The 26316-nt window shown below is 65.3% G+C and carries 20 protein-coding genes; 11 read left to right on the top strand and 9 right to left on the bottom strand.

Annotated elements, in window-relative coordinates:
• Window positions 1-6: 6 nt before the first annotated feature.
• From JVX91_RS04645 to JVX91_RS04635, 3 genes are all read left to right on the top strand, one after another.
• A complete protein-coding gene (locus tag JVX91_RS04645; protein ID WP_205338228.1) occupies window positions 7-1398 on the top strand; it encodes a cytosine permease in 1392 nt (463 codons plus the stop codon).
• A complete protein-coding gene (locus tag JVX91_RS04640; RefSeq protein WP_205338227.1) occupies window positions 1395-2507 on the top strand; it encodes a class II histone deacetylase in 1113 nt (370 codons plus the stop codon). The genes JVX91_RS04645 and JVX91_RS04640 overlap by 4 nt, the downstream gene beginning before the upstream one ends.
• A gap of 195 nt (window positions 2508-2702) precedes the next feature.
• Window positions 2703-3098 carry a lysozyme inhibitor LprI family protein gene (locus tag JVX91_RS04635; RefSeq protein WP_205338226.1) on the top strand — a complete coding sequence of 132 codons (396 nt, stop codon included), beginning with the start codon at window positions 2703-2705 and terminating at the stop codon, window positions 3096-3098.
• Between the two features lie 563 nt (window positions 3099-3661).
• Here the strand turns inward: JVX91_RS04635 and fdhA are convergent.
• The 7 genes from fdhA to glyA all read right to left on the bottom strand — a co-directional run bounded on the left by fdhA (window position 3662) and on the right by glyA (window position 13100).
• Window positions 3662-4861 carry a formaldehyde dehydrogenase, glutathione-independent gene (fdhA, locus tag JVX91_RS04630; RefSeq protein ID WP_205338225.1) on the bottom strand — a complete coding sequence of 400 codons (1200 nt, stop codon included), beginning with the start codon at window positions 4859-4861 and terminating at the stop codon, window positions 3662-3664.
• Window positions 4862-5150: 289 nt separating this feature from the next.
• Complete coding sequence (locus tag JVX91_RS04625; RefSeq protein WP_205338224.1) at window positions 5151-6008, bottom strand: formyltetrahydrofolate deformylase; 858 nt, start codon at window positions 6006-6008, stop codon at window positions 5151-5153.
• A 107-nt stretch (window positions 6009-6115) separates the two neighbouring features.
• On the bottom strand, window positions 6116-6751 hold the full coding sequence (gene soxG, locus JVX91_RS04620) for a sarcosine oxidase subunit gamma family protein (RefSeq protein WP_205338223.1): 636 nt from the start codon (window positions 6749-6751) through the stop codon (window positions 6116-6118).
• Between the two features lie 172 nt (window positions 6752-6923).
• A complete protein-coding gene (locus JVX91_RS04615) occupies window positions 6924-9944 on the bottom strand; it encodes a sarcosine oxidase subunit alpha (RefSeq protein WP_205338222.1) in 3021 nt (1006 codons plus the stop codon).
• The gene (locus JVX91_RS04610; RefSeq protein WP_205338221.1) at window positions 9944-10273 is read right to left on the bottom strand and encodes a sarcosine oxidase subunit delta; all 330 of its coding nucleotides are present in this window, start codon (window positions 10271-10273) and stop codon (window positions 9944-9946) included. The genes JVX91_RS04615 and JVX91_RS04610 overlap by 1 nt, the downstream gene beginning before the upstream one ends.
• A gap of 210 nt (window positions 10274-10483) precedes the next feature.
• Window positions 10484-11734 carry a sarcosine oxidase subunit beta gene (locus tag JVX91_RS04605; RefSeq protein ID WP_045214067.1) on the bottom strand — a complete coding sequence of 417 codons (1251 nt, stop codon included), beginning with the start codon at window positions 11732-11734 and terminating at the stop codon, window positions 10484-10486.
• A 112-nt stretch (window positions 11735-11846) separates the two neighbouring features.
• Window positions 11847-13100 carry a serine hydroxymethyltransferase gene (glyA, locus tag JVX91_RS04600; protein WP_205338220.1) on the bottom strand — a complete coding sequence of 418 codons (1254 nt, stop codon included), beginning with the start codon at window positions 13098-13100 and terminating at the stop codon, window positions 11847-11849.
• A 263-nt stretch (window positions 13101-13363) separates the two neighbouring features.
• Here glyA and JVX91_RS28965 point away from each other — a divergent pair, with 263 nt between their 5' ends.
• From JVX91_RS28965 to JVX91_RS04570, 5 genes are all read left to right on the top strand, one after another.
• Window positions 13364-14584, top strand: a complete 1221-nt coding sequence (locus tag JVX91_RS28965; protein WP_240201697.1) for a PAAR domain-containing protein — start codon at window positions 13364-13366, stop codon at window positions 14582-14584.
• The gene (locus JVX91_RS04585; RefSeq protein ID WP_205338219.1) at window positions 14581-15105 is read left to right on the top strand and encodes a hypothetical protein; all 525 of its coding nucleotides are present in this window, start codon (window positions 14581-14583) and stop codon (window positions 15103-15105) included. Before JVX91_RS28965 ends, JVX91_RS04585 begins: the two co-directional genes overlap by 4 nt.
• Window positions 15106-15179: 74 nt before the next feature.
• Window positions 15180-15632 carry a hypothetical protein gene (locus JVX91_RS04580; protein ID WP_205338218.1) on the top strand — a complete coding sequence of 151 codons (453 nt, stop codon included), beginning with the start codon at window positions 15180-15182 and terminating at the stop codon, window positions 15630-15632.
• Window positions 15633-15982: 350 nt separating this feature from the next.
• Entirely contained in the window at window positions 15983-16663 is a 681-nt protein-coding gene (locus JVX91_RS04575) for a hypothetical protein (RefSeq protein WP_205338217.1), read from the top strand.
• A 106-nt stretch (window positions 16664-16769) separates the two neighbouring features.
• On the top strand, window positions 16770-17813 hold the full coding sequence (locus JVX91_RS04570; RefSeq protein ID WP_205338216.1) for a low specificity L-threonine aldolase: 1044 nt from the start codon (window positions 16770-16772) through the stop codon (window positions 17811-17813).
• A gap of 344 nt (window positions 17814-18157) precedes the next feature.
• Here JVX91_RS04570 and JVX91_RS04565 read toward each other — a convergent pair whose 3' ends face one another.
• Entirely contained in the window at window positions 18158-18475 is a 318-nt protein-coding gene (locus tag JVX91_RS04565) for a heavy metal-binding domain-containing protein (protein WP_138523208.1), read from the bottom strand.
• A gap of 922 nt (window positions 18476-19397) precedes the next feature.
• Between JVX91_RS04565 and fusA the strand changes: the two genes are divergently transcribed.
• Window positions 19398-21446: an elongation factor G gene (gene fusA, locus JVX91_RS04560; protein WP_205338215.1), complete on the top strand. Its 2049-nt coding sequence runs from the start codon at window positions 19398-19400 to the stop codon at window positions 21444-21446.
• A 235-nt stretch (window positions 21447-21681) separates the two neighbouring features.
• On the opposite strand, the gene gbcB is transcribed toward fusA, so the two are convergent.
• Window positions 21682-22785: a glycine-betaine demethylase subunit GbcB gene (gene gbcB, locus JVX91_RS04555; RefSeq protein ID WP_205338214.1), complete on the bottom strand. Its 1104-nt coding sequence runs from the start codon at window positions 22783-22785 to the stop codon at window positions 21682-21684.
• Between the two features lie 424 nt (window positions 22786-23209).
• Here gbcB and gbcA point away from each other — a divergent pair, with 424 nt between their 5' ends.
• Both gbcA and JVX91_RS04545 read left to right on the top strand, forming a co-directional pair.
• Complete coding sequence (gene gbcA / locus JVX91_RS04550; RefSeq protein WP_205338213.1) at window positions 23210-24499, top strand: glycine-betaine demethylase subunit GbcA; 1290 nt, start codon at window positions 23210-23212, stop codon at window positions 24497-24499.
• Between the two features lie 772 nt (window positions 24500-25271).
• Window positions 25272-26249, top strand: coding sequence for a dipeptidase (locus tag JVX91_RS04545; protein ID WP_205338212.1), 978 nt, complete (start codon window positions 25272-25274; stop codon window positions 26247-26249).
• Window positions 26250-26316: the final 67 nt, after the last annotated feature.

The following is a 26316-nucleotide window of genomic DNA, read 5'->3' as shown; positions in this document are numbered from 1 at the left end:
AACACAATGACAACGACGCAAAACCAGGCGACGACGCTGGAGCTGAGCACCATCCAGCCCATCGCCGCGCACGAACGACACGGCCGCGCTCGCGACCTCTTCACCATCTGGTTCGGCAGCAACATCATGCTGTTGACCGTGGTCACCGGAGCCCTGGCGGTCACCGTGTTCAAACTGCCCTTCTTCGCCGCCGTGCTGGCGCTGGTGCTGGGCAACCTGGTGGGCGGCGTGTTCATGGCCCTGCACTCGGCCCAGGGCCCGCAGCTGGGCGTACCGCAGATGGTGCAGACCCGCGGCCAGTTCGGCTCCTTCGGCTCGCTGCTGGTGGTCGCCCTGGTGGTGATCATGTACCTGGGCTTCTTCGCCTCCAACCTGGTGCTCGGTGGCCAGGCACTGCACGCACGCTTCGAGGTGATCGGCACCAACACCGGCATCCTGCTGGTGGGCGCGATCAGCGTGATCGCCACGGTGTTCGGCTACCGCCTGATCCACGGCTACACCCGCGTGATGTCGTGGTTGTCCGGCGCGGTGCTGCTGGTCAGCTTCGTCTGGCTGGTGTTCGTCCACGGCCTGCCGGCGGACCTGCTTGAGCGCAACGAGAACAACATCCCCGGCTTCCTCGGTGCACTGTCCATCGCCGCGCTCTGGCAGCTGGCCTACGCGCCCTACGTGTCCGACTACTCGCGCTACATGCCGCAGGGCACCGGTTCGCGCACCGCGTTCTGGTCCAGCTACTGGGGCTGCTGCCTGGGTTCGATCCTGCCGATGCTGCTGGGCGTGCTGGTCGGTCTGTCGGTGGGCGAGGGCGACGTCATCGCCGGCCTGATCGAGATGACCGGCGGCTTCAGCGCCGTGATGGTCGCGGTGTTCTCCATCGGCATTGCCGCCACCAACTCGATGAACCTGTACTGCGGCACGCTCTCGGCCATCACCGTCGGCCAGACGCTGATTCCCGCCTGGTCGGCCAAGGCCGGCTGGCGCGCGGTGATCGCCCTGGCGCTGTTCGGCGGCTCGCTGACCATCGCCCTGCTCGGCCAGGACAACTTCATGGCCAACTACACCAACTTCATCCTGTTGCTGCTCTACGTGCTGGTGCCCTGGAGCGCGATCAACCTGGTCGACTACTACCTGATCGCCCATGGCGAGTACGACGTGCTGTCGTTCTTCCGCCGTGACGGCGGCATCTACGGCACCTTCAACTGGACCGCGGTGAACTGCTACATCCTCGGCATCCTGGTGCAGATTCCGTTCATGTCCACCGCGCTGTACACCGGCGCTGCCGCACAGGCCATGAATGGCGCGGACATCTCCTGGGTCGTCGGCCTGGGCGTGGTCTCGCCGGTCTACTGGCTGTTCAGCCGCAAGCGCCAGCGCGCTCTGAAGGCGGCCCGCGCATGAGCCGTCGTACCGGGTTCTTCTTCGACGAGCGCTGCTTCTGGCACGCGACCGGGCTGCACGCCTTGATCCTTCCCGTCGGCGGCTGGCTGCAGCCTCCGGTGGGCGCCGGCCACGCCGAATCGCCGGAGAGCAAACGCCGGCTGAAAAGCCTGATGGACGTCTCCGGCCTGAGCCAGCAACTGCACATGTCCAGCGCGCCGCTGGCCAGCGAGGAAGACCTGCTGCGCGTGCACCCCGCGAGCTACCTGGAGCGCTTCAAGGCGTACAGCGAAGCCGGCCACGGCGACATGGGCGAGGAAACCATGGTCAGCCATGGCACCTACGACATCGCCCGGCAATCCGCCGGCCTGACCATCGCCGCCGTCGACGCGGTGCTGCGCGGTGAGTTGGACAACGCCTACGCGCTGTCCCGCCCGCCGGGTCATCACTGCCTGCCGGATCGCGGCATGGGCTTCTGCTACCTGGCGAACATCGCCGTGGCGGTGGAGACGGCCAAGGCGCGCCACGGCATCCAGCGCGTGGCGGTGCTCGACTGGGACGTGCACCACGGCAACGGCACCGAGGCGATCTTCTACGGCCGCGACGATGTGCTGACCCTGTCGATCCACCAGGCCGACTGCTACCCCACCGGCACCGGTGCGGTGGACGACATCGGCGAAGGTGCGGGCAAGGGCTACAACCTCAATGTGCCGCTCTATCCGGGCAGCGGCGACGACGCCTACCGCGTGGCCATGGAAACCATCATCGTGCCGGCGCTGGAGCGCTTCCAGCCCGAGCTGATCGTGGTCGCCAGCGGCTTCGACGCCAACGGCGTGGACCCGCTGGCGCGGATGCTCGCCCACAGCGAGACCTTCCGCTTCATGACCGCTGCGGTGCGTGACGCTGCCGAGCGCCTGTGCGATGGCCGGCTGGTGGTGGTGCACGAAGGTGGTTACGCGGAAGCCTACGTGCCGTTCTGCGGTCATGCGGTGATCGAGGAAATGGTTGGCGTGCGCACCGAAGTGGTCGACCCCTTCCTGCCGATGCTCGAAGGCCAGCAGCCGGACGCGGACTTCCGCGCCTTCCAGCGCCAGGCGCTGGAGCGGATGGCGGCGAAGTTGCTGGGCTGAACCCGCGACGAAACGGCGGATAACCGCGAGCGGTTATTCGCCCTACGACAGGGATTCGGCCCCACGTAGGGCGAATAACGCCCCAGGCGTTATCCGCCGCCGGTCCTGGGTCTAACTTGGGCCTACGTTCCACCACGTATTCGTGCCCGAGCGGCTAGAGTGGGGATTCCATCCAAAACAACGGATCGCGTCCCCATGAAGTTCCTGCTCCTTCCCCTCGGCCTGCTGGCCTTTTCCTCCCTCGCCCACGCCGCTGCCGACTGCGCCGACGCCCAGACCCAGAGCGAGATCAACGCTTGTATCGGCGCCGCTTTCGAAGCCAGCGACAAACGCCTCAACGATCTCTACGGGCAGTACCGCCAGCGCCTGGATGCCGGGCAGAAGAAGGCACTCACCGCGGCGCAGAAGGCCTGGCTGAACTACCGCGACCTGAGCTGCAAGTTCGAGACGTCCAGCGTCGAGGGCGGCTCCGGTTACCCGATGGCCTACAGCAATTGCCTGAAGGCCATGACCGATAACCGCATCAAGGAACTGCAGGCGCTGTCCGACTGCCAGGAAGGCGACTTCAACTGTCCTGCGCCCAGACCCTGATTCGTGTGGGAGCAACGGCCTTTCCCGGATGGCACCGCGTTTGCGCTTCCCCCTCACCCCAGCCCTCTCCCTCAGGGAGAGGGGGCAGATCGTGCCGGCTGACGCTGTGGTGCCATCCTGCACCGCACAGTCCGCTCTCCCCTGGGAGAGGGAGCAGATCGTGCCGGCTGACGCTGTGGTTTCATCCTGCACCGCACAGTCCCCTCTCCCTCAGGGAGAGGGGGCAGATCGTGCCGGCTGACGCTGTGGTGCCATCCTGCACCGCACAGTCCGCTCTCCCCCTGGGAGAGGGAGCAGATCGTGCCGGCTGACGCTGTGGTTTCATCCTGCACCGCACAGTCCCTCTCCCTCAGGGAGAGCGAGTAGATCGTGCCGGCTGACGCTGTGGTGTCATCTTGCACCGCACAGTCCCCTCTCCCCCTGGGAGAGGGTTAGGGTGAGGGCCGATCCGAGCGCAGGAGTATCTGATAGGAGCGCATTCCAACGGATAAAAAAAGGGAGCCTTGCGGCTCCCCTGGAGAGACGGCCGCGCTGGGGAGCACGGCCGTGGAGCAGGTGCGTCGTCAGGCGGCGCGGAACAGGTTGTGCGGGTCGATGACGAATTTCTTCGGCACGCCGGCATCGAACTCGCCGTAGCCTTTCGGCGCGTCGTCCAGGGTGATGACTTCCACTCCGACGATGTCGGCGATCTTGATGCGGTCCCACATGATCGCCTGCATCAGCTGGCGGTTGTACTTCATCACCGGGGTCTGGCCGGTGTGGAAGCTGTGCGACTTGGCCCAGCCCAGGCCGAAGCGGATGCTCAGCGCGCCATGCTTGGCGGCGTCGTCCACTGCGCCCGGGTCCTCGGTGACGTACAGGCCCGGAATACCGATCTTGCCGGCGACCCGCACCACGCCCATCAGCGAGTTCAGTACGGTGGCCGGAGCCTCGTGCTGCGAACCCGAATGACCGTGGCCGCGAGCCTCGAAGCCCACCGCATCGACCGCGCAGTCCACTTCCGGCTCGCCCAGCAGATCGGCGATCTGCTCGTGCAGCGGAGTGTCCTTGGACAGGTCGGCGATCTCAAAGCCCTGGGCCTTGGCGTGGGCCAGGCGGGTCGGGTTGACGTCGCCGACGATGACCACAGCGGCGCCCAGCAGACGCGCCGACGCAGCAGCGGCCAGGCCGACCGGACCGGCACCGGCGATGTAGACAGTGCTGCCCGGGCCGACGCCGGCAGTCACTGCGCCGTGATAGCCGGTGGGCAGGATGTCGGAGAGGCAGGTCAGGTCGCGGATCTTCTCCATGGCCGCGTCGCGGTTGGGCAGCTTCAGCAGGTTGAAGTCGGCGTAGGGCACCAGTACGTATTCCGCCTGGCCGCCGACCCAGCCGCCCATGTCGACATAGCCGTAGGCGCCGCCGGCGCGGGCCGGGTTGACCGTCAGGCAGACGCCGGTGTGCTGCTCCTTGCAGGTGCGGCAGTGGCCGCAGGCGACGTTGAAGGGCACCGAGACCAGATCGCCGATCTTCATGGTTTCCACGCCCCGGCCGATCTCGACGACTTCACCGGTGATCTCGTGGCCCAGCACCAGGCCCTGCGGCGCGGTGGTGCGGCCACGGACCATGTGCTGGTCGGAGCCGCAAATGTTGGTGGAGACCACGCGCAGGATCACCCCGTGGTCGATCTGCTTGCCCTGCGGGTCCTGCATCTTCGGATAGGGGATGTTCTGGACCTCGACCTTTCCCGGGCCGAGATAAACCACACCACGATTGCCAGACATACGCATTCCTCATTGTGTTTGTGGGTACAAAGGCGGGCCATTCGGCGCGCGGTTCTGCACTGGGATGTCGTGTGTTGCGCGACAGGGCCGGTAGGTACTGCTGGCAGCCGGCTGGGCTGTCGGTGTTGCTCGTGCATGGGGGCTGGGCTTCAAGAGCCCCTCTCCCTAACCCTCTCCCGCAAGCGGGAGAGGGGATATCCGTGTGTGGAGGGAGCGCTGTGTCAGCCGGCGACTCCGAACTGCTCTTGCCCCCTCTCCCTTCAGGGAGAGGGTTGGGGAGAGGGGGTTCTTACAGCACCACCGTCCGATTGGCGTTCAGGAACACCCTCCGCTCGATGTGATACCCCACGGCCTTGGCCAGGGTCAGGCACTCCACGTCGCGGCCCTTGGCGATCAGGTCCTCGGGGTAGTGGGAGTGATCCACGGGCTCGACGCCCTGGGCGATGATCGGGCCCTCGTCGAGGTCGTTGTTGATGTAGTGGGCGGTGGCGCCGACCAGCTTCACGCCCTTCTGGTAGGCCTGGTGATAAGGCTTGGCGCCCTTGAAACCGGGCAGCAGGGAGTGGTGGATATTGATCGCCCAGCCGTCCAGGCGGCGGCACAGCTCGGGGGAGAGCACCTGCATGTAGCGGGCGAGGATCACCAGTTCGGCGCCGGTGTCCTCGATCACCTGCCAGACCTTCGCCTCCTGCGCACCCTTGTCGTTCGGGTCGAGGGCGAAGTGGTGGTAGGGGATGCCGTGCCAGCGCGCCAGCGGTTCCAGGTCCGGGTGGTTGGAAACCACTGCCACCACGTCCATCGGCAACTGGCCGATGCGCTGGCGATAGAGCAAATCGTTCAGGCAGTGGTCGGCCTTGGAGACCATGATCACCACCTTGCTGCGGTAGCCCGGCGGGGTCAGCTCGACGTTCATCTGGAAGGGCGAGACGCGGTCGGCGAGGCCGGCGCGGAAGGCCGCCTCGTCGAAGCCGTCGCCGGCGCGGAATTCGATGCGGATGAAGAAACGCTGGGCCAGGCGGTCGTCAAAGGAGTGGTGCTCGGTGACGTAGCAGCGCTGCTCGAACAGGTAGCGCGTAACCACGTCCACCGTGCCCAGCAGGCTGGGGCTGTCGGCGGTGAGGATCCAGGTATCGGGGGTGCGGCTCATGGTCTGGCTCCGAAGTTTTCCTCTGGTGGCAGAGGTTGGAGTGGGTTTCCCTCACCCCGGCCCTGGCTGCGCGCCCCGCTCCAGAGGGAGAGGGGGAAGAGCGTTTCTTACGCTGCTATCTGCAGGCCGTACTCGGCGCAGGCGTCCTGCAGCCACAGCCAGATGTAGTCGGAGAAGCTGCGGCGCACCACCAGTTCCCAGGTGTGCTCGCCGGTATGGCGGATCACCAGCTGGGACTTGGCGAAGTTCGTACCCACCGCCTTGCCCACCGGGAAGTTGCTCGGGTGCACGTCGTAGCCGGTGGACTTCATCAGCACTTCGCGGACCTTGGCGCCTTCGAGCTCCAGCAGGGTCTGGCCGCCGCTGACGTTGATCACCGAGTAGTGCAGCTCTTCGCCCAGTGCCTCGCGCAGGCGCTGCTCGACGGCGAATTCCTCGCCACCGGGGACGATCAGCAGCCACTCGTCCGGGCCGAGCCACTGCAACGAGGTTTCACCCTTGGCCACCAGGCCCAGGGCGACCGGCAGCTCCAGGCCCAGGGCCTTGTGCACGCCGCCGGCGAAGGCCGGCTCATGGGCATCGCCACGCAGGGTCAGGTGGCCGAGGAATTTCTTCTCGCGCAGGGTCACGCCGGCATTGGCCACCTTGCGTGCGGCGAGCTTGTCCAGCTCGGCGTGGTGCAGGGGCGATTCGGCCTGGATACCGTCTGCGGGGCGTTGCTGGTAGAGGTTGGCTTTGCTCATGTTCTGTTCACCTTGGGGGCGCTTATTGCCTGTTTCCCCTCACCCCAGCCCTCTCCCAGGGGGAGAGGGGGCCGAGCTGAGTGTGCTGTGAGTGTCGTGCTCGCCGGCCGCTCCGAACTGTCCCCTCTCCCCCTGGGAGAGGGTTAGGGTGAGGGCAGCCGAACGCGCCGAATCAATCCACGTTCTGCCGCTCCCCTTTCGGGTCGTAGAACACCGAGCTGCAGATTTCCGCCTCGATCACGCGGCCATCGGCCAGCGGGGCGTAGACCTTCTCGCCCAGGCGCTTGATGCCGCCCTTCACCACCGCCAGGGCGAAGCTGTAGCCCAGGCTGCTGCTCATGTAGCTGGAGGTGACGTGGCCGACCATGGTCGCCGGGACCGTGTGCTGCGGGGTGAACAGCAGTTGCGCGCCTTCGGGCAGCAGGTCCATCGGATTGGTGGGCTTGAGGCCCACCAGCTGCTTGCGGTCTTCGCGCTGGCAGTCGGCGCGGTTCATCCCGCGCCAGCCAATCCAGGAGAACGGCTTGGTACGACCGACCGCCCAACCCATGTTCAGGTCGTCCGGGGTGACCGAGGCGTCGGTGTCCTGGCCGACGATGATGAAGCCCTTCTCGGCGCGCAGGACGTGCATGGTTTCGGTGCCGTACGGCGTCAGGTTGTACTTCGCGCCGGCGGCGATGATGGCCCCCAGCACACCCATGGCGTAGTTGGCCTGGATATTCACCTCGTAGGACAGTTCGCCGGTGAAGGAGATGCGGAACACCCGCGCCGGGACGCCGGCGACCTTGCCTTCCTTCCAGGTCATGAAGGGGAAGGCGTCCTTGTCCAGGTCGATGTCGGTGACCTCGGCCAGCAGCTTGCGGCTGTTGGGGCCGGACAGGGTCAGGGTGGCCCAGTGGTCGGTGACCGAGGTGAAGTACACCTTCAGCTCCGGCCATTCGGTCTGGTGGTACAGCTCCAGCCACTCCAGCACGCGCGCCGCGCCGCCGGTGGTGGTGGTCATGACGAAGTGGTTGTCCGCCAGGCACGCGGTCACGCCATCGTCGAAGACCATGCCGTCTTCCTTGCACATCAGACCATAGCGGGCCTTGCCCACGTCCAGCTTGGTCCAGGCGTTGGTGTAGACACGGTTGAGGAACTCGCGGGCATCCGGACCCTGGATATCGATCTTGCCCAGGGTCGAGGCGTCCAGCAGGCCGACCGACTCACGCACGGCGCGGCACTCGCGGGCCACGGCGGCGTGCATGTCTTCGCCGCGCTTGGGGAAGTACCAGGGGCGCTTCCACTGGCCGACGTCCTCGAATTCGGCGCCGTTCTTCACGTGCCAGGCGTGCAGGGCGGTGAAGCGCACCGGCTCGAACAGGTGGCCGCAATGGCGACCGGCGACGGCGCCGAAGGTCACCGGGGTGTAGTTCGGGCGGAACATGGTGGTGCCGGTGTCGGCGATGCTCTTGCCCTGGGCGCGGGCTGCGATGGCCAGGCCGTTGATGTTGCCCAGCTTGCCCTGGTCAGTGCCGAAGCCCAGCGCGGTGTAGCGCTTGACGTGCTCGATGGACTCGAAGCCCTCGCGGCAGGCCAGTTCGATGGCGGCGGCGGTGACGTCGTTCTGGGTGTCGACGAACTGCTTGGGCGCGCGCGCCGTGGATTTTTCGTGGGGCACCTGGAACAGCGCGAGGGTAGCGTCCTCGGCGCGTTCGGCGACCACCGGCAGCTCACCGTCGACGGCCTTGAAGCCGCCGTCGATTGCCGCCTGGTTGCCGGCCTTGAATCCGTCGGCCAGGGCGTCGGCGAGGCGGAACACGCCGTTCACCGCACCGGCGCAAATACGCTTCTGGAAGGCCAGGCCGGGAACGAAGGCGAGGATGTCCTCGCGCCATTCTGGCTTGCCACCCAGGTGCGAGGCCAGGTGCACCACCGGGCTGTAGCCGCCGGAGCTGGCGACCAGGTCGCAGTCCAGCCACTCACCGGGCGCATTGACCTTGTGGCGGAAGGTGTCGATGGACGCCACCTTCGCGCCGGTCACGCGTTTGCTGCCGCGTGCCTCGATCACTGCGCTGCCGGTGATGACCCGCATACCGCGCTTGCGCGCTTCTTCGACCCATTCGCCACGTGGATTGGGGCGGGCGTCGGCGATGGCGACCACCTGCAGACCGGCTTCCTGCCAGTCCAGGGCGACGCGGTAGGCGTAGTCGTTGTTGGTGGACAGCACCAGTTTCTTGCCCGGTGCCACGCCATAGCGGCGCACATAGGTGGAGACGGCGCCGGCGAGCATGTTGCCCGGCACGTCGTTGTTCGCATAGACCAGCGGGCGCTCGTGGGCGCCGGCGGCCAGCACCACGCGGTTGGCGCGGACGCGGTGCACGCGCATGCGCACCTGGCCCAGCGGGGCAGTTTCGCCGATGTGATCGGTACGGCGCTCGTGGATGGTGAGGAAGTTGTGGTCGTGGTAGCCGTTGACCGTGGAACGCGGCAGCAGGATCACGTCCGGGTTGCCTTCCAGCTCGGCGATGGCCTTGGCCACCCATTCCTCGGCCGGCTTGCCGTCGAGGGTTTCGCGGGTGTCGAGCAGGCTGCCGCCGAACTCTTCCTGTTCGTCGGCGAGGATCACCCGCGCACCGCTGCGCGAGGCGGCCAGGGCGGCGGCGAGGCCGGCGGGGCCGGCGCCGACGATCACTACGTCGGCGTGGTGGTTCATCCAGTCGTAGCTGTCCGGGTCCACTTCGGTGGGCGCGCGGCCCAGGCCGGCGGCCTTGCGGATGTACTTCTCGTAGGTCAGCCACATGGACTGCGGGTACATGAAGGTCTTGTAGTAGAAGCCGGGCGGCATCAGCTTGCCGCCGACCTTGCCGAAGATCCCCATGAGGTCGTTCTGCACGTTCGGCCAGCCGTTGGTGGCGGTCGCCACCAGGCCGTTGTACAGCGCCTGCTGGGTGGCGCGGACGTTGGGCACCTGGGTGGATTCGCGCGAGCCGATCTGCAGGATGGCGTTGGGCTCTTCGGCGCCGGCGGCGACGATGCCGCGCGGGCGCGAGTACTTGAAGCTGCGGCCGAGGATGTCGACGCCGTTGGCCAGCAGCGCGGCGGCCAGGGTGTCACCGGCGAAGCCCTGGTAGCTCTGGCCGTTGAAGCTGAAGGTCAGCGGCTTGTTGCGGTCGATGCGACCGCCACGGGACAGGCGATTGATCTGGCTCATTAGGCCTTCTCCACGGCGGGCTGGACGGCGGATTTTTTGTCGGAGTCGGCGGCGGTGATGCTGGGCTTTTCGCCGATCTTGTAGGTTTCGAGAATCTCGTAGGTCACAGTGTGGCGGGTGACGTTGAAGTACTGGCGGCAGCCGGCGGCGTGCACCCACAGCTCGTGGTGGATGCCGCGCGGGTTGTCGCGGAAGAACATGTAGTCGCCCCACTCGGCATCGGTGCAGGCGGCGGGATCGAGCGGGCGCGGGATGTGCGCCTGGCCCTTGGCGTGGAATTCCTCTTCGGAACGCAGCTCGCCGCAATGGGGGCAGAAGATGTTGAGCATGTTTGTAGCCTCCAGAAACTGTTCTCGCCGGCTGACCGGCCCCCTCTCCCTTCGGAGCGGGGCGCGTAGCCAGGGCTGGGGAGAGGGGCGCTCTCCCGGCTGTTTCGTTTCGGTCAAGGGCTGGCTCGCGCCTGAAACACCCTCTCCCGCCCTACGGGCACCCTCTCCCTGAAGGGAGAGGGCCATCAGATTTCGCCCTTTGGGCGGCTGTTAATGCGCGACGGCGGCGGCGCCGTGTTCGTCGATCAGTGCGCCGGTGTGGAAGCGTTCGATGGAGAAAGGCGCGGCCAGCGGATGCGGCTCGCCCTTGGCCAGGGTGGCGGCGAAGACGTTGCCCGAGCCAGGGGTGGCCTTGAAGCCGCCGGTGCCCCAGCCGCAGTTGAAGAACAGGTTCTTCACCGGGGTTTTGCCGATGATCGGGCAGGCGTCCGGGGTGGTGTCGACGATGCCGCCCCACTGGCGGTTCATGCGCACGCGGGACAGCACCGGGAACATCTCGACGATGGCCTGCAGGGTGTGCTCGATCACCGGGTAGGAGCCGCGCTGGCCGTAGCCGTTGTAGCCGTCGATGCCGGCGCCGATGACCAGGTCGCCCTTGTCCGACTGGCTGATGTAGCCGTGCACGGCGTTGGACATGATCACGCTGTCGATGATGGGTTTCAGCGGCTCGGAGACCAGCGCCTGCAACGGGTGGGATTCGATCGGCAGGCGGAAGCCGGCGAGCATCGCCATGTGCCCGGAGTTGCCGGCGGTGACCACGCCGACGCGCTTGGCGCCGATGAAGCCGCGGTTGGTCTCGACACCGATCACCGCGCCGTCCTGCTTGCGGAAGCCGATCACTTCAGTCTGTTGGATTAGGTCCACACCCAGGGCGTCGGCGGCACGGGCGAAGCCCCAGGCCACGGCATCGTGACGGGCCACGCCGCCACGGCGCTGCACGGTGGAGCCCATGACCGGGTAGCGGGCGCTCTTGGTGCAGTTCAGGTAGGGAATCTCTTCGGCCACCTGCTGGGCGTTGAGCAGCTCGCCGTCCACGCCGTTGAGGCGGTTGGCGCTGACGCGGCGTTCGCCGTCGCGCATGTCCTGCAGGGTGTGGCAGAGGTTGTAGACGCCGCGCTGGGAGAACATGACGTTGTAGTTCAGGTCCTGGGACAGGCCTTCCCACAGCTTCATCGCGTGTTCGTAGAGCAGCGCCGACTCGTCCCACAGGTAGTTGGAGCGCACGATGGTGGTGTTGCGCGCGGTGTTGCCGCCGCCCAGCCAGCCCTTCTCGATCACCGCGACGTTGGTGATGCCGTGCTCCTTGGCCAGGTAGTAGGCGGTCGCCAGGCCGTGCCCGCCACCGCCGACGATGACCACGTCATACACCGGCTTGGGCGTGGGCGTGCGCCACATGCGCTGCCAGTTCTCGTGGTGGCTCAGGGAGTGCTTGAACAGGCCGAAGCCGGAGTAGCGTTGCATGGGGTGCTCCTGATCTCTTCCCCCTCTCCCCTGGGGAGAGGGCTGGGGTGAGGGGTTTGCTCTCCCTCATCCGCCCTTCGGGCACCTTCTCCCAGAGGGAGAAGGAAGTTCGTCAACGGTAGACCGGGAAGTCCGCGCACAGCCCGGCGACCTGGGTAGCCACCTTGGCCTCCACGTCGGCGTCGCCCAGGTGGTCCAGCACGTCGCTGATCCAGCCGGCCAGCTCGCGGCACTGTTCTTCCTTCAGGCCACGGGTGGTGACGGCCGGCGTACCGATGCGGATGCCGGAGGTGACGAACGGGCTCTGCGGGTCGTTCGGCACGGCGTTCTTGTTCACGGTGATGCCGACGCGGCCGAGGGCGGCGTCGGCTTCCTTGCCGGTCAGGCCCTGCTTCACCAGGCTGATCAGCATCAGATGGTTGTCGGTGCCGCCGGACACCACGTCGTAGCCACGCTCGATGAATACCTTGGCCATCGCCTGGGCGTTCTTGATCACTTGGGCCTGGTAGTCCTTGAAGCCGGGTTCCAGCGCTTCCTTGAAGCACACCGCCTTGGCGGCGATCACATGCATCAGCGGGCCGCCCTGGGCGCCGGGGAAGACGGCGGAATTGAGCTTCTTCTCGATCTCTTCGTTGGATTTCGCCAGGATCAGGCCGCCGCGTGGGCCGCGCAGGGTCTTGTGGGTGGTGGTGGTGACCACGTCGGCGTAGGGCAGCGGGTTCGGGTACAGGCCCGCGGCCACCAGGCCGGCAACGTGGGCCATGTCGACGAACAGCAGCGCCCCGACCTTGTCGGCAATGGCGCGGAAGCGCGGGAAGTCGAGAGTCTTGGAGTAGGCGGAGAAGCCGGCGACGATCATCTTCGGCTTGTGTTCCACCGCCAGGCGCTCGACTTCGTCATAGTCGATCAGCCCGGTGTCGGTGTTCAGGCCGTACTGCACGGCGTTGTAGAGCTTGCCCGAGGACGACACCTTGGCGCCGTGGGTCAGGTGGCCGCCGTGGGCCAGGCTCATGCCCAGGATGGTGTCGCCAGCATTGATCAGCGCCAGATACACGGCGGAGTTGGCCGAGGAGCCGGAGTGCGGCTGTACGTTGGCGTAGTCGGCGCCGAACAGCTGCTTGGCGCGGTCGATGGCCAGCTGCTCGACCTTATCCACATGCTCGCAGCCGCCGTAGTAACGCTTGCCCGGATAACCTTCGGCGTACTTGTTGGTCAGCCCGCTGCCCTGGGCCTGCATGACGCGCTTGCTGGTGTAGTTCTCCGAAGCGATCAGCTCGAGGTGGTCCTCCTGGCGGGCCTCCTCGGCATCCATCGCCGCGAGCAGTTCGTCGTCATAGCCCTGGATCTGGTCGTGCTTGCTGAACATCGCTGGTCTCCCTGCGGCGCCCGGAAGCGCCATGGCCGGTACGGAGCCGAGTGGCCCCCATGGCAGCGATGGTATGACTGGCCCTCTCTGGCCAGATGCCTACGCACGCCGTGGCTAGGTGCGTTTGCGACATGTAGGGGCACGCCAGACGCGACATGTAGGAAATGACTGGAAATGCCCTTGGGGCGTGGATGCGCGGTCGGTCGGCTCGCAGAATGCGACGCGCTGCACCGCTCGGTGCCATGCCAGAAAGGAGTTCGAGCATGTCCAAACCCGCCGCTCGCCTGAGCGATCAGGACGCCTGCCCATTAATCGGCCATGGCGTGAATGCGACCGTCACTGGCTCTCCCAACGTCATCATCAATGGATTACCGGCCCTGCGCATAGGCGACAGCACCGCCTGCGGGGATGTCGTGACCGAGGGCATTCCCACCATCCTCGTCAACGGCCAGCCCATTGCTTTCCTGGGAAGTGCCACCGCCCACGGTGGCGTGATCATCAACGGTTCTGGAGATGTTCTGGTGGGCACGCAGCACACGCCTGCGCCGTTCATCCCGCCTGCGCCTTTGCCCAATACGTTTGAGGATAGGTTCCAATTGGTCTGTTCACGGACTGGCGAACCCATTCCCCGCTACCCTTACGCCATCCGCCGAGCCAACGGGGTGATCGAGAAGGGCGTATCCGATGACCAGGGGTTCACTCATCTGGTGAGTCGCCTGGGCGAGGCAGAGAAGGTCCAGATTCTTGCGGGGGGGTGTGGCATGAGCGCCGGGTCGAACGCCGTTCTCGATGCACCCAGGGTAGCGGCCACCCGTACGCTGACTCCTGTGGACGATCAGACGATCAAGCAGGTGCCGGTCGAGGTGAAGAAAGCAGTGGTGTTCTTCATCGGCGGGGCTGCGGACAAGGAATCGTATTACTTCCAGGGGCCGAACAATAATATCGCGGCTCCCAAGAGCACCCTCGATACCGATTTCGAAAATCAGCGGCATGCTGGAATCTATGCATCCCATTACCTGGATTACAGCGAAGCGCGGGGCTGGTGGGATATCGATAAATATGTATTGAAGGAAATTCCCACCCGGTCGGTTCCCGTTTACATCGTTGGGCACAGCCTTGGTGCCTGGAATGGTGCGCACCTCTCGAAGATTCTGACCGACAAGGGTTACCGCGTAGAAATGCTGATAACTCTGGACCCCGTGGGTAATGGCTTCTGGGTTTGGCTGGGTTCGGATATTTACTTGAGCAAACCAACGCCCGTGGCCTCGTTCTGGATCAATGTTCGCGCGGCCGCAGTGCATCCAAACATGTCGGACAGTGTTGCCGAGTTCGGTGAGCGCTGGATACCCGAAGGGACCGACATAGACATCGCTGCGGATATCAATCACGCGGATGCGGATCGCATGTTCACGGTCACGATGTTGCCGAACTACTCGCCCCACTATTACATCAAGCGATCGATCGAGGAGTATTTGGGAAAATGAAGCTTGGCAATGCTCTTTTCCCCCTTCTGATTGCAGCGTTCTGTTCGGCGTGCATGAAAGATCACCACCAACCCACCGCAAACTTGACTTACTTACGCTCGGAGCCGGTAACGGGGCGCATAAGTTTCAACCTGTACTTTGCGTCAGACCTCGATCTCGATGATGTTTATTCCCATCTCGAGGGTAGTGGCAAGATTGGCCAGCGCCTGGTGTGCTCGCTCGAGCGTGAGCCGATATTCGCGATGGATCATGTGATCCCGGTGTTCGGATACGGCACGGTAGATCGCATCGGCCAAGATAGCGGTCAATATCTTTATTCCTCCAGCTTGCACTTTTCGGAAACGGAAGATGAAGGCCGATCGGATCGGTTCATTAATCAGCAGCGTTTCAAGGAGGTTCTTGCTGGGCGCACGAGTATTCCATGCAAGGTCGTGATGAACGCCTACGGTTACAAGGCTTACTTTTCCCACACCCTTACGCTGCCTGCAGGCGAGCTCCTGCCGCTGCTGCTGGAGCAATGATGCAACCTCGATTGGCTGGACGAATCGCGCTGGCTCTCTGGATTGGCGCAGTGCTGTCGCCGCAGGTTCAAGCCATGTCCCGACTCTTCGACGGCGACGCCAACGTCTGGATGCAGGGCAGGACGCTGTGTTTCGGCGGCGCGATGTTCAAGTCCCCAGGCCTGTTCTTCAACCACACGCTGCAGGTAGATGAGCGGCAGGTGGCGGTGCATTACATCGAAGTCGCCCGCGAGCCTTACGAGCCGTTCTGGTCGTCGGCCAGCATCGAACCGACCCAGGGCGTGCCGCTACGCGGCGATACCTGCTTCGGCTATGGCCAGGCAATCCCAGGCTTCCGCGAGAAAGTCCTCGCACGGCCCCTGGAGCCCGGCTTGTACAACGCCACTCTCGGCGGCCACGACAGTGCCGGCGATGGCCAGCGGGCGACCTTCATGAAGACTTTCTGCCTGGTGTCACGCGGGGAGGGCCTCGCCGTGGCGGGTGCAGCCTACGACGAAGCCTTGGGCCGCTGGCGCTGCATGCCCTGATCGCGCGAATTCCGGATCGGAAAATGCCGCCCCTGCAAATGGGAGCGTCCGGCAATGGCTGGATGCTAGAGATCGAGCGGCACTCACTCCGCTGAGCCCTTGCCACCCGTGTTGCCGATCTCGGCGGTGCGGGCCCCGCTCAAATCTGGCAGCGAATGCCGCGTCTCCGGCGACATCGGCCTGCGGACGGATTACCGGACCGACGATCAGCCGCGCAGCGAAGTCGACGGTCGGCCGGAGGTCACAGGCCCGCAGGCCCGCAGGCGATTGCGCCACGCGGCGCTTGAACGGCCCTGCACGGGGAGCGGCGTAGCGGATAAACTGCGCCTCTCACGAAATGCGAGGACGCCATGAACCGCTCCCTGACTCTGCTTTCCGCCCTGCTGCTCACCGCGACGCTGCAGGGCTGTGGTGACGACAGCAAACCCGCCAAGGCCGAAGCGCCCGAGGCTGCCAGCAGCGCCGCCGCGGCCACCCCGGCCGGCGACAGCTGCACTGGCCATGTGCTGGAGAAGGCGCTGCCGCCGACCAAGGCCATCTACGGCTACCCCTACCTGTCCCGCGAGTGCGGCTATGACGACGCCACCATCGTCTACGGCAAGGCCGATGGCAGCCAGCACCTGGTCGTGACCCTGACCGATACCGGCCTGCCTGCGCCGGGCGCCGACCAGCAGGGCGAGGCCGCCAGGCAGTACCTGACCGCCCAGGCCAAGCTCCGCGACACCACCGCGAAGAACGTCTCGCTGCTCAACCAGGCGCGCCAGGCTGCGCTGCAGAACGGCACCGCCGCGCAGTTCGGCGGCGAGCAATACCTGCCGGTGATCGACAGCACCCGCATGGGCGACCCGCTGGCCATCAGCGTGCCGGGCCCGGACGACAAGGCTGGCGAGTCGAGCCTGACCGGCCTGATCAAGGGCCGCTACGTGCTCAACATGACCTCGCCGGACAAGCCCAACGGCGGCACCGCGCAGTCCCTGCGCGAGCTGTTCGTGCCGATCTCCGAGCAGATGGCACTGACCAAGCTGCCCTGATCCATCCCGCGGCCTCCCGTCAGTGGGAGGCCTGCGCCCTCCGGCGGCGGGCGACTATCCGTTGCTACGCTGCTGCCTGACGCACAACGTTTTCCGAGGCCGCACCATGACCGACAACACCCAACAGTTCGCCAGCGACAACTATTCCGGCATCTGCCCCGAAGCCTGGGCGGCCATGGCCGAGGCCAATCGCGGCCACGAGCGCGCCTACGGCGACGACCAGTGGACCGCCCGCGCCTCCGACTACTTCCGCGAGCTGTTCGAGACCGACTGCGAAGTCTTCTTCGCCTTCAACGGCACCGCGGCCAACTCCCTGGCCCTGGCGGCGCTGTGCCAGAGCTACCACAGCGTGATCTGCGCCGAGACCGCCCACGTCGAGACCGACGAGTGCGGCGCGCCGGAGTTCTTCTCCAACGGCTCCAAGCTGCTGCTGGCGCGCACCGACGCCCAGGGCAAGCTGACTCCCGAAGCGATCCGCGAGATCGCCCTCAAGCGCCAGGACATCCACTATCCCAAGCCGCGCGTGGTCACCATCACCCAGGCCACCGAGGTCGGCACCGTCTACCGCCCGGACGAGCTGCAGGCGCTCAGCGCCACCTGCCGCGAACTGGGCCTGCACCTGCACATGGACGGCGCACGCTTCTCCAATGCCTGCGCCTTCCTCGGCGCGACCCCGGCCGAGCTGACCTGGAAGGCCGGCGTCGAAGTGCTGTGCTTCGGCGGTACCAAGAACGGCATGGCGGTGGGCGAGGCCATCCTGTTCTTCAACCGCGAGCTGGCCGAAGGCTTCGACTATCGCTGCAAGCAGGCCGGCCAACTGGCCTCGAAGATGCGCTTCCTCGCCGCACCCTGGGTCGGCGTGCTGCAGGATGACGCCTGGATGCACTACGCCAGCCATGCCAACCGCTGTGCACAACTGCTGGCCGAGCGCGTCGCCGACGTGCCGGGCGTGCAGCTGATGTTCCCGGTGGAGGCCAACGGCGTATTCCTGCAGATGTCCGAGCCCGCGCTGGAAGCCCTGCGTCAGTTGGGCTGGCGCTTCTACACCTTCATCGGCGCCGGCGGCGCGCGCTTCATGTGCTCGTGGGACACCGAGATCGAGCGGGTCGAGGCGCTGGCGGCGGATATTCGCAAGGTGATGAGCGCCTGAGTTGTCCCCAGTCGCTGGGGACGGTTGCTCGCGCAACCTGTCGCCAACCTGTGGATGAACTCCTGCAAGCGACGGGCGGCGAGGCTTTCAGAGGCTTGATCAAACTTTGATCGAGGCCTGCAGGAGCGGACCGCCCCCTCAATCGCCCATGGCGCGCTCCAGCAAGACCAAGAGCCCCTCACCCTAACCCTCTCCCGCAAGCGGGAGAGGGGACCGTTCGGTGCAGGATGAAGCTATGGCGTCAGTCGGCACGATCTGCCCCCTCTCCCCCTGGGAGAGGGTTGGGGTGAGGGGATATAGGGCGGCACCGATTCCCCAGAGGGAAATAGACGCTCTTGCGGGCGTCAGATACGCACCGCCGTCCCGCTCACGCTGACCATCAGCATGCTGCCGTTCTGGCCCACCACCTCGTAATCCAGGTCGATGCCCACCACGGCATTGGCGCCCAGCTCCTCGGCGCGCTCCTGTAGCTCCTCGAAGGCGATCTCTCGCGCCCGCCCCAGCTCCTTCTCGTACGCACCGGAACGGCCGCCGATGATGTCGCGCAGGCCGGCGAACAGGTCGCGGAACACGTTGGCGCCGAGGATCGCCTCGCCGACCACGATGCCGCGGTATTCCTGGATGGTCTTGCCCTCGATGGTGGGCGTGGTGGTCAGGATCATGGGACTGGCTCCTCTGCTGGGGAAACTCAGCATAGCCCTGGGCCCGGCGCGGGGGGCGCCGGCTGTGTTTCAGCATTTGCCGAAAAACTGGGGGCAGCCTTGTGATAAAGCTGTGGATAAGGTCGTGGGAAATGACAGCGTCGTGGCAGTTTCGTGAATAGCGAAAAATCCCTGCGAATTGTCGCAGGGGCCGCGTAATCCGTGGCTTTCATGCATGAAATGGGGCGTTGTGGAGATCTCCACAGTCGCTGTGGAGGCAAGCTTGTCCAACCTGTGGAAAAACTGTTGGGAGGTGCCTGCGGAGCTGATAGCACGTGGCTTCCCTGAAACTGGTTGTTTTCTGACCAAGTCCGTCTTTTCAATTACTTGCGTGCCTGTGTATCGATTGCGGTGATTTTTCTGTGCATGACCTTTCCACCGCTATCCCCGGTTTATGTTGACCCGCTTGTGCGCCTCCTGTGGAAAACATCACCAGCGCCACGCCTGGCGGGGTCTTCACAGGCTTGTTCAAAGATTGATCAGCGATGAATGCAAGCGACTGATCCACAGCCACTTTCCCCAGCGACGCGGGCTACGGGAAACTTTCCACAATCCCTGTGGGGCGAATCTCGCAGAAGGTGTGGACAACCTGTCACCAGATCGCCAGAGGCCGCGTACAGCGTGCCTTTATCATCTCAGTACGTTTTTTGATCAAATGTCGAAAGCCCCGTCACTTCTGGCTTTCAGCGATTTTCACGGCGGGTTTTCCACATTGGCTGTGCAGCGTTCTGCCGGGAAGATGTGGGCGGACTGTGGATGGATCGCTGCAAGCTGCGCCGGTACTGGTGCGCGGCGGGCTGATCAATATTTGTCCAGGGGCACTGGGCGCGCTGCCTATAATTCACCCCACGGCGGGCAGAAACCCTGGGGGCGGGAGACCATCATGTCCAGTTACTCGGTGGAACAGATCCGCACCGTGGCCCTGGTCGGCCACGGTGACTGCGGCAAGACCCTGCTTGCCGAGGCGCTGCTGCAGCACAGCGGGGCGATTGCCAGCATGGGCTCGCTGGAGCGCGGCGACACCCTCTGCGACTCCGACCCCATGGAGCGCGAATACCATCACTCCCTGGCCGCCGCGCTGGTGCACTTCGAGCACGCGGGTGCGCAGATTCGCCTGATCGACACTCCTGGCTATCCCGACTTCATCGGCCACGCGCTGCCGGCGCTGGCGGCGGTGGAAACCGCGCTGGTGGTGGTGAACGCGCAGAACGGCATCGAGCTGTCCACCCGCCGGATGATGGACTGGGCCGGTGAGCGCGGCCTGTGCCGGATGCTGGTGGTGAACAAGATCGATGCCGAACGCGTTGACCTGCCGGCACTGCTGGCGGGTTTGCGCGAGTCGTTCGGCAAGGAGGTATTGCCGATCAATCTGCCCGCCGAGGGTGGCGCACGGGTTGTGGATTGTTTCTTCAATCCCGATGGCGAGGCTGACTTTTCCTCCGTGGCCGAGGCGCACCAGGCGCTGGTCGACCAGGTGGTGGAGGTGGACGAGGCGCTGATGGCGCATTACCTGGAGGAGGGCGAGGTGGCGCCCGAGGCGCTGCACGAACCCTTCGAGCGCGCGCTGCGCGACGGGCACCTGATTCCCCTGTGCTTCGTCTCCGCACGTACCGGCGCCGGCGTGCCGGAGCTGGCCGACATTCTCGCGCGCCTCGCACCCAATCCTGCCGAGGGCAACCCGCCGCTGTTCCTGCGTACCGATGACAAGGGCAAGGAGCATCCGGTGCCCTGCCAGCCGGACCCCAAGGCCCATGTGCTGGCCCATGTGTTCAAGGTGGTGATCGACCCCTTCGTCGGTCGCCTGGCCGTGTTCCGCGTGCACCAGGGCACGATTCGCCGGGAAATGCAGCTGTTCGCCGGCGACGGGCGCAAGTCGTTCAAGGTGGGTCATCTGCTACGCCTGCAGGGAAAGAAGCACGAGGAGGCGCCCTGGTTGATCCCCGGTGACTTTGGCGCACTGACCAAGGTCGACGAACTGGACTACGGCGTGGTGCTGCACGACTCCCATGACGAGGACCATATCCACCTCAAGCCCGTGGAATTCCCCGAGCCGATGCAGGGCCTGGCCATCGAGGCGAGCCGGCGTGGCGACGAGCAGCGCCTGGCGGAAATCCTCCAGCGCCTGCAGGCCGAGGACCCCTGTGTGCGCCTGGACTACAACGCCTCCACCCAGCAGACCGTGCTGCGCGGCATGGGCGAGATGCACCTGCGTTATCTGCTCGAGCGAATGGCCGGGCAGTACAAGCTGGAAGTGCAGACCCGCGCGCCCGCCGTGCCTTACCGCGAGACCGCCACGCGTGCAGCGGAGGGGCATAGCCGGCACAAGAAACAGACCGGGGGAGCAGGGCAGTTCGGCGAGGTGTTCCTGCGCATCGAGCCGCTGCCGCGTGGCGAAGGTTTCGCGTTCGTCGATGCGATCAAGGGCGGGGTGATTCCCGGCAACTTCATTCCATCCGTGGAGAAGGGCGTGCGCTCGGCGCTGGCGGCCGGGCCGCTGGCCGGCTTCCCGGTGGAGGACGTCAAGGTCACGGTCTTCGACGGCAAGAGCCACTCGGTGGATTCCAAGGACATCGCCTTCCAGGCCGCCGGGCGCAAGGCGATGCTCGATGCGCTGCGCAATGCCGGTGGCATCGTGCTGGAGCCGGTGATGCAGATCGAGGTGACCACCCCGGAAACCCATCTGGGCGACATCACCGCCGACCTCACCGGCCGTCGCGGCCAGGTGCTGGGCACCGAGTCGCTATCGGCCAGCGTCGCGCTGGTGCGCGGTCAGGTGCCGCTGGCTGAGTTGGACGGTTACGCCAACCGGCTCAAATCCATTACCGCCGGGCAAGGTCTCTACAGTCTTTCCTCCAGCCACTACAGCGCTGTCCCACAGGACGTGCAGCAACGCCTGTCCGGCAGCTACAAGGCGACCCCGGAAGAAGACTGAGCGAATGTGGATATTCGTCGCAGCCCATGCCTGAAAAGGCCTGCGGCTGTGCGCTTGCGTGCGCCTTGGTGGTGGCTCCGCGCACAAGCTCGAAGCCAGGTGGCATGCGGGTTGCAGACGGGATCGAGGCGGCCAGTCCGGTCGGCCTTAGGTGTCTCCGGCCTTGCGTCGGGACACCTTCAGCCTGTGGATAACTCAGTGGGTAACGTGTGGGGCGGGTGGGGGCAGCCTGTGGTCAGTACTCGATCACCACATCGCCCTTGGGCACGCTGCAGCAGGACAGGATGTAGCCTTCGGCGACGTCTTCGTCGGTGATCCCGCCGTTGTGCTCCATCTCCACCTCGCCGGAGCGCTTCATCACCTTGCAGGTGCCGCAGATGCCCATGCCGCAGGCCTTGGGAATGTGCAGCCCGAGCTGGGCGGCGGCGGCGTGGACAGTCTCGCCCGGCGCCACGCGGATGCTCTTGCCGGTCTCGCAGAACTCGACGAGGTTCTGGTCCGCGAGCGGCACGGCCGGCGCTTCGGCGGCCTCGGCGGCCAGCTCCTTCACGTCGGCGCGCACTTCCGGCGGGGTCGGGCCGAAGGCTTCCTCGTGGTAGCGCGACATGTCGTAGCCCTCGGCCTCGAGCAGGCGCTTGACCGCGTGCATGTAGGGTGTAGGGCCGCAGCAGAACACTTCGCGCTCGAGGAAGTCCGGCGCCATCAGCTGCAGCATCGCCTTGTTCAGGAAGCCCCGGTAGCCGGCCCAGGACTCGCCCATCTCGTATTTCTCGCAGATCAGGTGCAGCTTGAAGTTGTTGATCCGCGAAGCCATGTGCTCCAGCTCGCGGTGGTAGATGATGTCCTTGGGCGTGCGCGCGCTGTGCACGAAGACCATGTCGACATTGCCGTTGGTATCGAAGAACCAGCGCGACATGGACATCACCGGGGTGATGCCGACACCGCCGGAAAGGAACAACGCCTTCTCGGTCGGGAAGTCGATGGCGTTGAAGTTGCCCACCGGGCCGTGCACCGGGACCTGGTCGCCTTCCTTGAGGTTGTCGTGCAGCCAGTTCGAGACCTTGCCGCCGGGCACGCGCTTGATGGTGATGGAGAAGCTGTACGGCACCGAGGGCGAGCTGGAGATGGTGTAGGAGCGCATGATCGGCTGGCCGTCGATCTCCAGTTCCAGGGTGACGAACTGGCCGGGCTTGAAGAAGAACATGATCGGCGCGTCGGCCATGAAGCAGAAGGTGCGCACATCCCAGGTTTCCTGGATGGCTTTCACGCAGCGCACCAGGTGGCGCCCGTTGGCCCAGGTCTGGGTGTTGACCGGGTTGAGGAAGGTGTTCGTCGACATGCTGTCTCTCCGCGCACGCGGGCCGCGCAGGGCCTGATGGGGCAGCGCCGGGGCCCGCTTGTCTGTGTCGCCTGGACATAGAAAGCACGGGGCCTTGCGGCATGCCTGATGGGGCGGATTGTGTGCACGACCTCGGGTGCTGCATTTACCTGCCAGCGACATTTGCATGCTTATCGCGACCTGCCGCCTGGGACGTGCGCTGGCGCGTCGGGAAATGACGTGGCCGTGTCGCCCATGGATAAGGGTATTCCCGGCTCGCGGCCCCACACTCAGCTCCATGCCGAGCAACCCCAATCGGTTGAACGAGGACGGCGGGAAAGCGCACTCGGCGCGCTGTGCACCTGCTGCCACTGCCCTGCGTGGCAAACCGTATCAGCCACTATTTCCGCCGGCAGCCAACGGGCTACGGCATGAGGACCTAGCAATGGACGTCACTACTACCCTGAGTCTGGGCGATCCGCTGGAACCGGCCCGCAAGGCCACCGCCGAGATGCTGCGCACTCGCGACCACAGCTTCTCGCTGCCGCAACCCTTCTACAACGACGAGCGCCTGTTCCAGCTGGACATGCAGGAGATCTTCCACAAGGAGTGGCTGATCGCCGGGATGACCTGCGAGATCCCGACCAAGGGCAACTTCCTCACCCTGCAGATCGGCGACAACCCGGTGATCGTCCTGCGCGGCGCCGAGGGCAAGATCCACGCCTTCCACAACGTCTGCCGCCACCGTGGCTCGCGCCTGTGCGTCAGCGACAAGGGCAAGGTCGCCAAGCTGGTCTGCCCCTACCACCAGTGGACCTACGAACTGGATGGCCGCCTGCTGTTCGCCGGCACCGAGATGGGCGCGGACTTCGACATGAAGGACTACAGCCTCAAGCCGGTGAACGTGAAGACCGCTGGCGGCTACATCTTCATCTCGCTGTCGGAGAACCCGCCGGCCATCGATGACTTCCTGCGTACGCTCGAGCACTACATGGAGCCGTACGACATGGAGAACACCAAGGTGGCGGTGCAGACCACGCTGCGGGAAAAGGCCAACTGGAAGCTGGTGCTGGAAAACAACCGCGAGTGCTACCACTGCAACGGCTCGCACCCGGAGCTGCTGAACACCCTGCTGGAGTGGGACGACGTTACCGACCCGCGTGCCAGCCAGGCGTTCAAGGACCAGGTCGCCGCCTGCACCACCGCCTGGGATGCCGAGAAGATTCCTTACGCCCATGCCAGCTTCGGCCTGCGCAACCGCATCGTGCGCATGCCGCTGCTGCAGGGCACCGTGTCCATGACCATGGACGGCAAGCAGGGCAGCAAGAAGCTCATGGGCCGCATCCAGAACCCGGACCTGGGTTCGATGCGCATCCTGCACCTGCCGCATTCGTGGAACCACTGCATGGGCGATCACCTGATCGTCTTCACCGTTTGGCCGATCAGCGCGCAGGAAACCGTGGTCACCACCAAGTGGCTGGTGCACAAGGATGCGGTGGAAGGCGTCGACTACGACGTGGCACGCCTGCGCGAAGTCTGGGACGCGACCAACGACCAGGACCGTCGCCTGGCCGAAGAGAACCAGCGTGGCATCAACTCCACCGCCTACCAGCCGGGGCCGTACTCGAAGACCTACGAATTCGGTGTGATCAACTTCCTCGACTGGTACAGCGAGCGGATGCTGAACAACCTGGGCGAGGAATCCGCCCACGCGCGTCTGGTCGCCGAGAAGTAAGCCCGCCCGCCCACCCAGCGCCCCCGTTCTCGGGGGCGCTGTCGCTCCGGAGGAATCCACGTGGACGCCATGCTCTTCTACAGCAGCTCCGCTTTCGTCACCGGCCTGGTGGCGTGGAACCTCTTTGCCTGCTGGCGCAAGCGCTGACGCACTGCCCTGTTTAGAAGCCCCTCACCCTAACCCTCTCCCAGGGGGAGAGGGGACCGTTCGGTACAGGATGAAACCTCGGTATCGGCCGGCACGATCAACTCCCTCTCCCTCCGGGAGAGGGTTGGGGTGAGGGGATACCCATGGCACGGGCTTCCCAGCACCAAACAGTCCCTCACAGCTTCCTCCCGCGCTCACCCGAAAAATGCGCTTCCCTGCCGTCCGCACGGCATACATTTTTAGGAGCCCCTCACCCTAACCCTCTCCCAGGGGAGAGGGGACCGTTCGGTACAGGACGAAACCTCGGTATCGGCCGGCACGATCAACTCCCTCTCCCTCTGGGAGAGGGTTGGGGTGAGGGGAGACCCATGGCACGGGCTTCCCAGCACCAAACAGTCCCTCACAGATTCCTCCCGCGCTCACCCGAAAAATGCGCTTCCCTGCCGTCCGCACGGCAAACATTCCCCAGCACGACGCAAACGCTGTCGCCCATGTCGTGAGGTTGACGCTTTCGGGTCGACCCTGGTCGTTTTCGAACCGGGTCGCCTCCGGGGGCAGGGATATCCTGCCTGCAAAGCGTCGGCACAAGCCCCGGCGCACCAAGCCTGAGAAGAGGTACGCCAAGATGAGCCCAGCCGAAGTCCACGCCGACAGCATCGTCATCGATGGCCTGATCATCGCCAAGTGGAACCGCGAGCTGTTCGAAGACATGCGCAAGGGCGGCCTGACCGCCGCGAACTGCACCGTCTCCGTGTGGGAAGGCTTCCAGGCCACGGTGAACAATATCGCCGCCAGCCAGAAGCTGATCCGCGAGAACAGCGACCTGGTCATCCCGGTGCGTACCACCGCCGACATCCGCAAGGCCAAGGAACAGGGCAAGACCGGCATCCTCTTCGGCTTCCAGAACGCCCATGCGTTCGAGGACCAGATCGGCTACGTCGAGGTGTTCAAGCAGCTGGGCGTGGGCATCGTGCAGATGTGCTACAACACCCAGAACCTGGTCGGCACCGGCTGCTACGAGCGCGACGGCGGCCTCTCCGGCTTCGGCCGCGAGATCGTCGCGGAGATGAACCGCGTCGGCATCATGTGCGACCTGTCCCACGTCGGCTCCAAGACGTCCGAGGAAGTCATCCTCGAGTCGAAGAAGCCCGTCACCTATTCCCACTGCCTGCCGTCGGGCCTCAAGGAACACCCGCGCAACAAGTCCGACGCGGAGCTCAAGTTCATCGCCGACCACGGCGGCTTCGTCGGCGTGACCATGTTCGCGCCCTTCCTCGCCAAGGGCATCGACTCGACCATCGACGACTACGCCGAAGCCATCGAGTACGTGATGAACCTCGTCGGCGAGGACGCCATCGGCATCGGCACCGACTTCACCCAGGGCCATGGCCAGGACTTCTTCGAGTGGCTGACCCACGACAAGGGTTACGCCCGCCGCCTCACCAACTTCGGGAAGATCGTCAACCCGCTGGGCATCCGCACTGTGGGCGAGTTCCCCAATCTCACCGAGACCCTGCTCAAGCGCGGCATGCCCGAGCGCGTGGTGCGCAAGGTCATGGGCGAGAACTGGGTGCGCGTCCTCAAAGACGTCTGGGGCGAGTAAGCCGCCTTCCCCCTCTCCCTCTGGGAGAGGGCAGGGGTGAGGGCTACCGCACTCACCCGTAGAACCC

This window comes from Pseudomonas sp. PDNC002, assembly GCF_016919445.1.
Classification (GTDB): domain Bacteria; phylum Pseudomonadota; class Gammaproteobacteria; order Pseudomonadales; family Pseudomonadaceae; genus Pseudomonas.
This window is presented reverse-complemented; position numbering and strand designations above follow the sequence as displayed.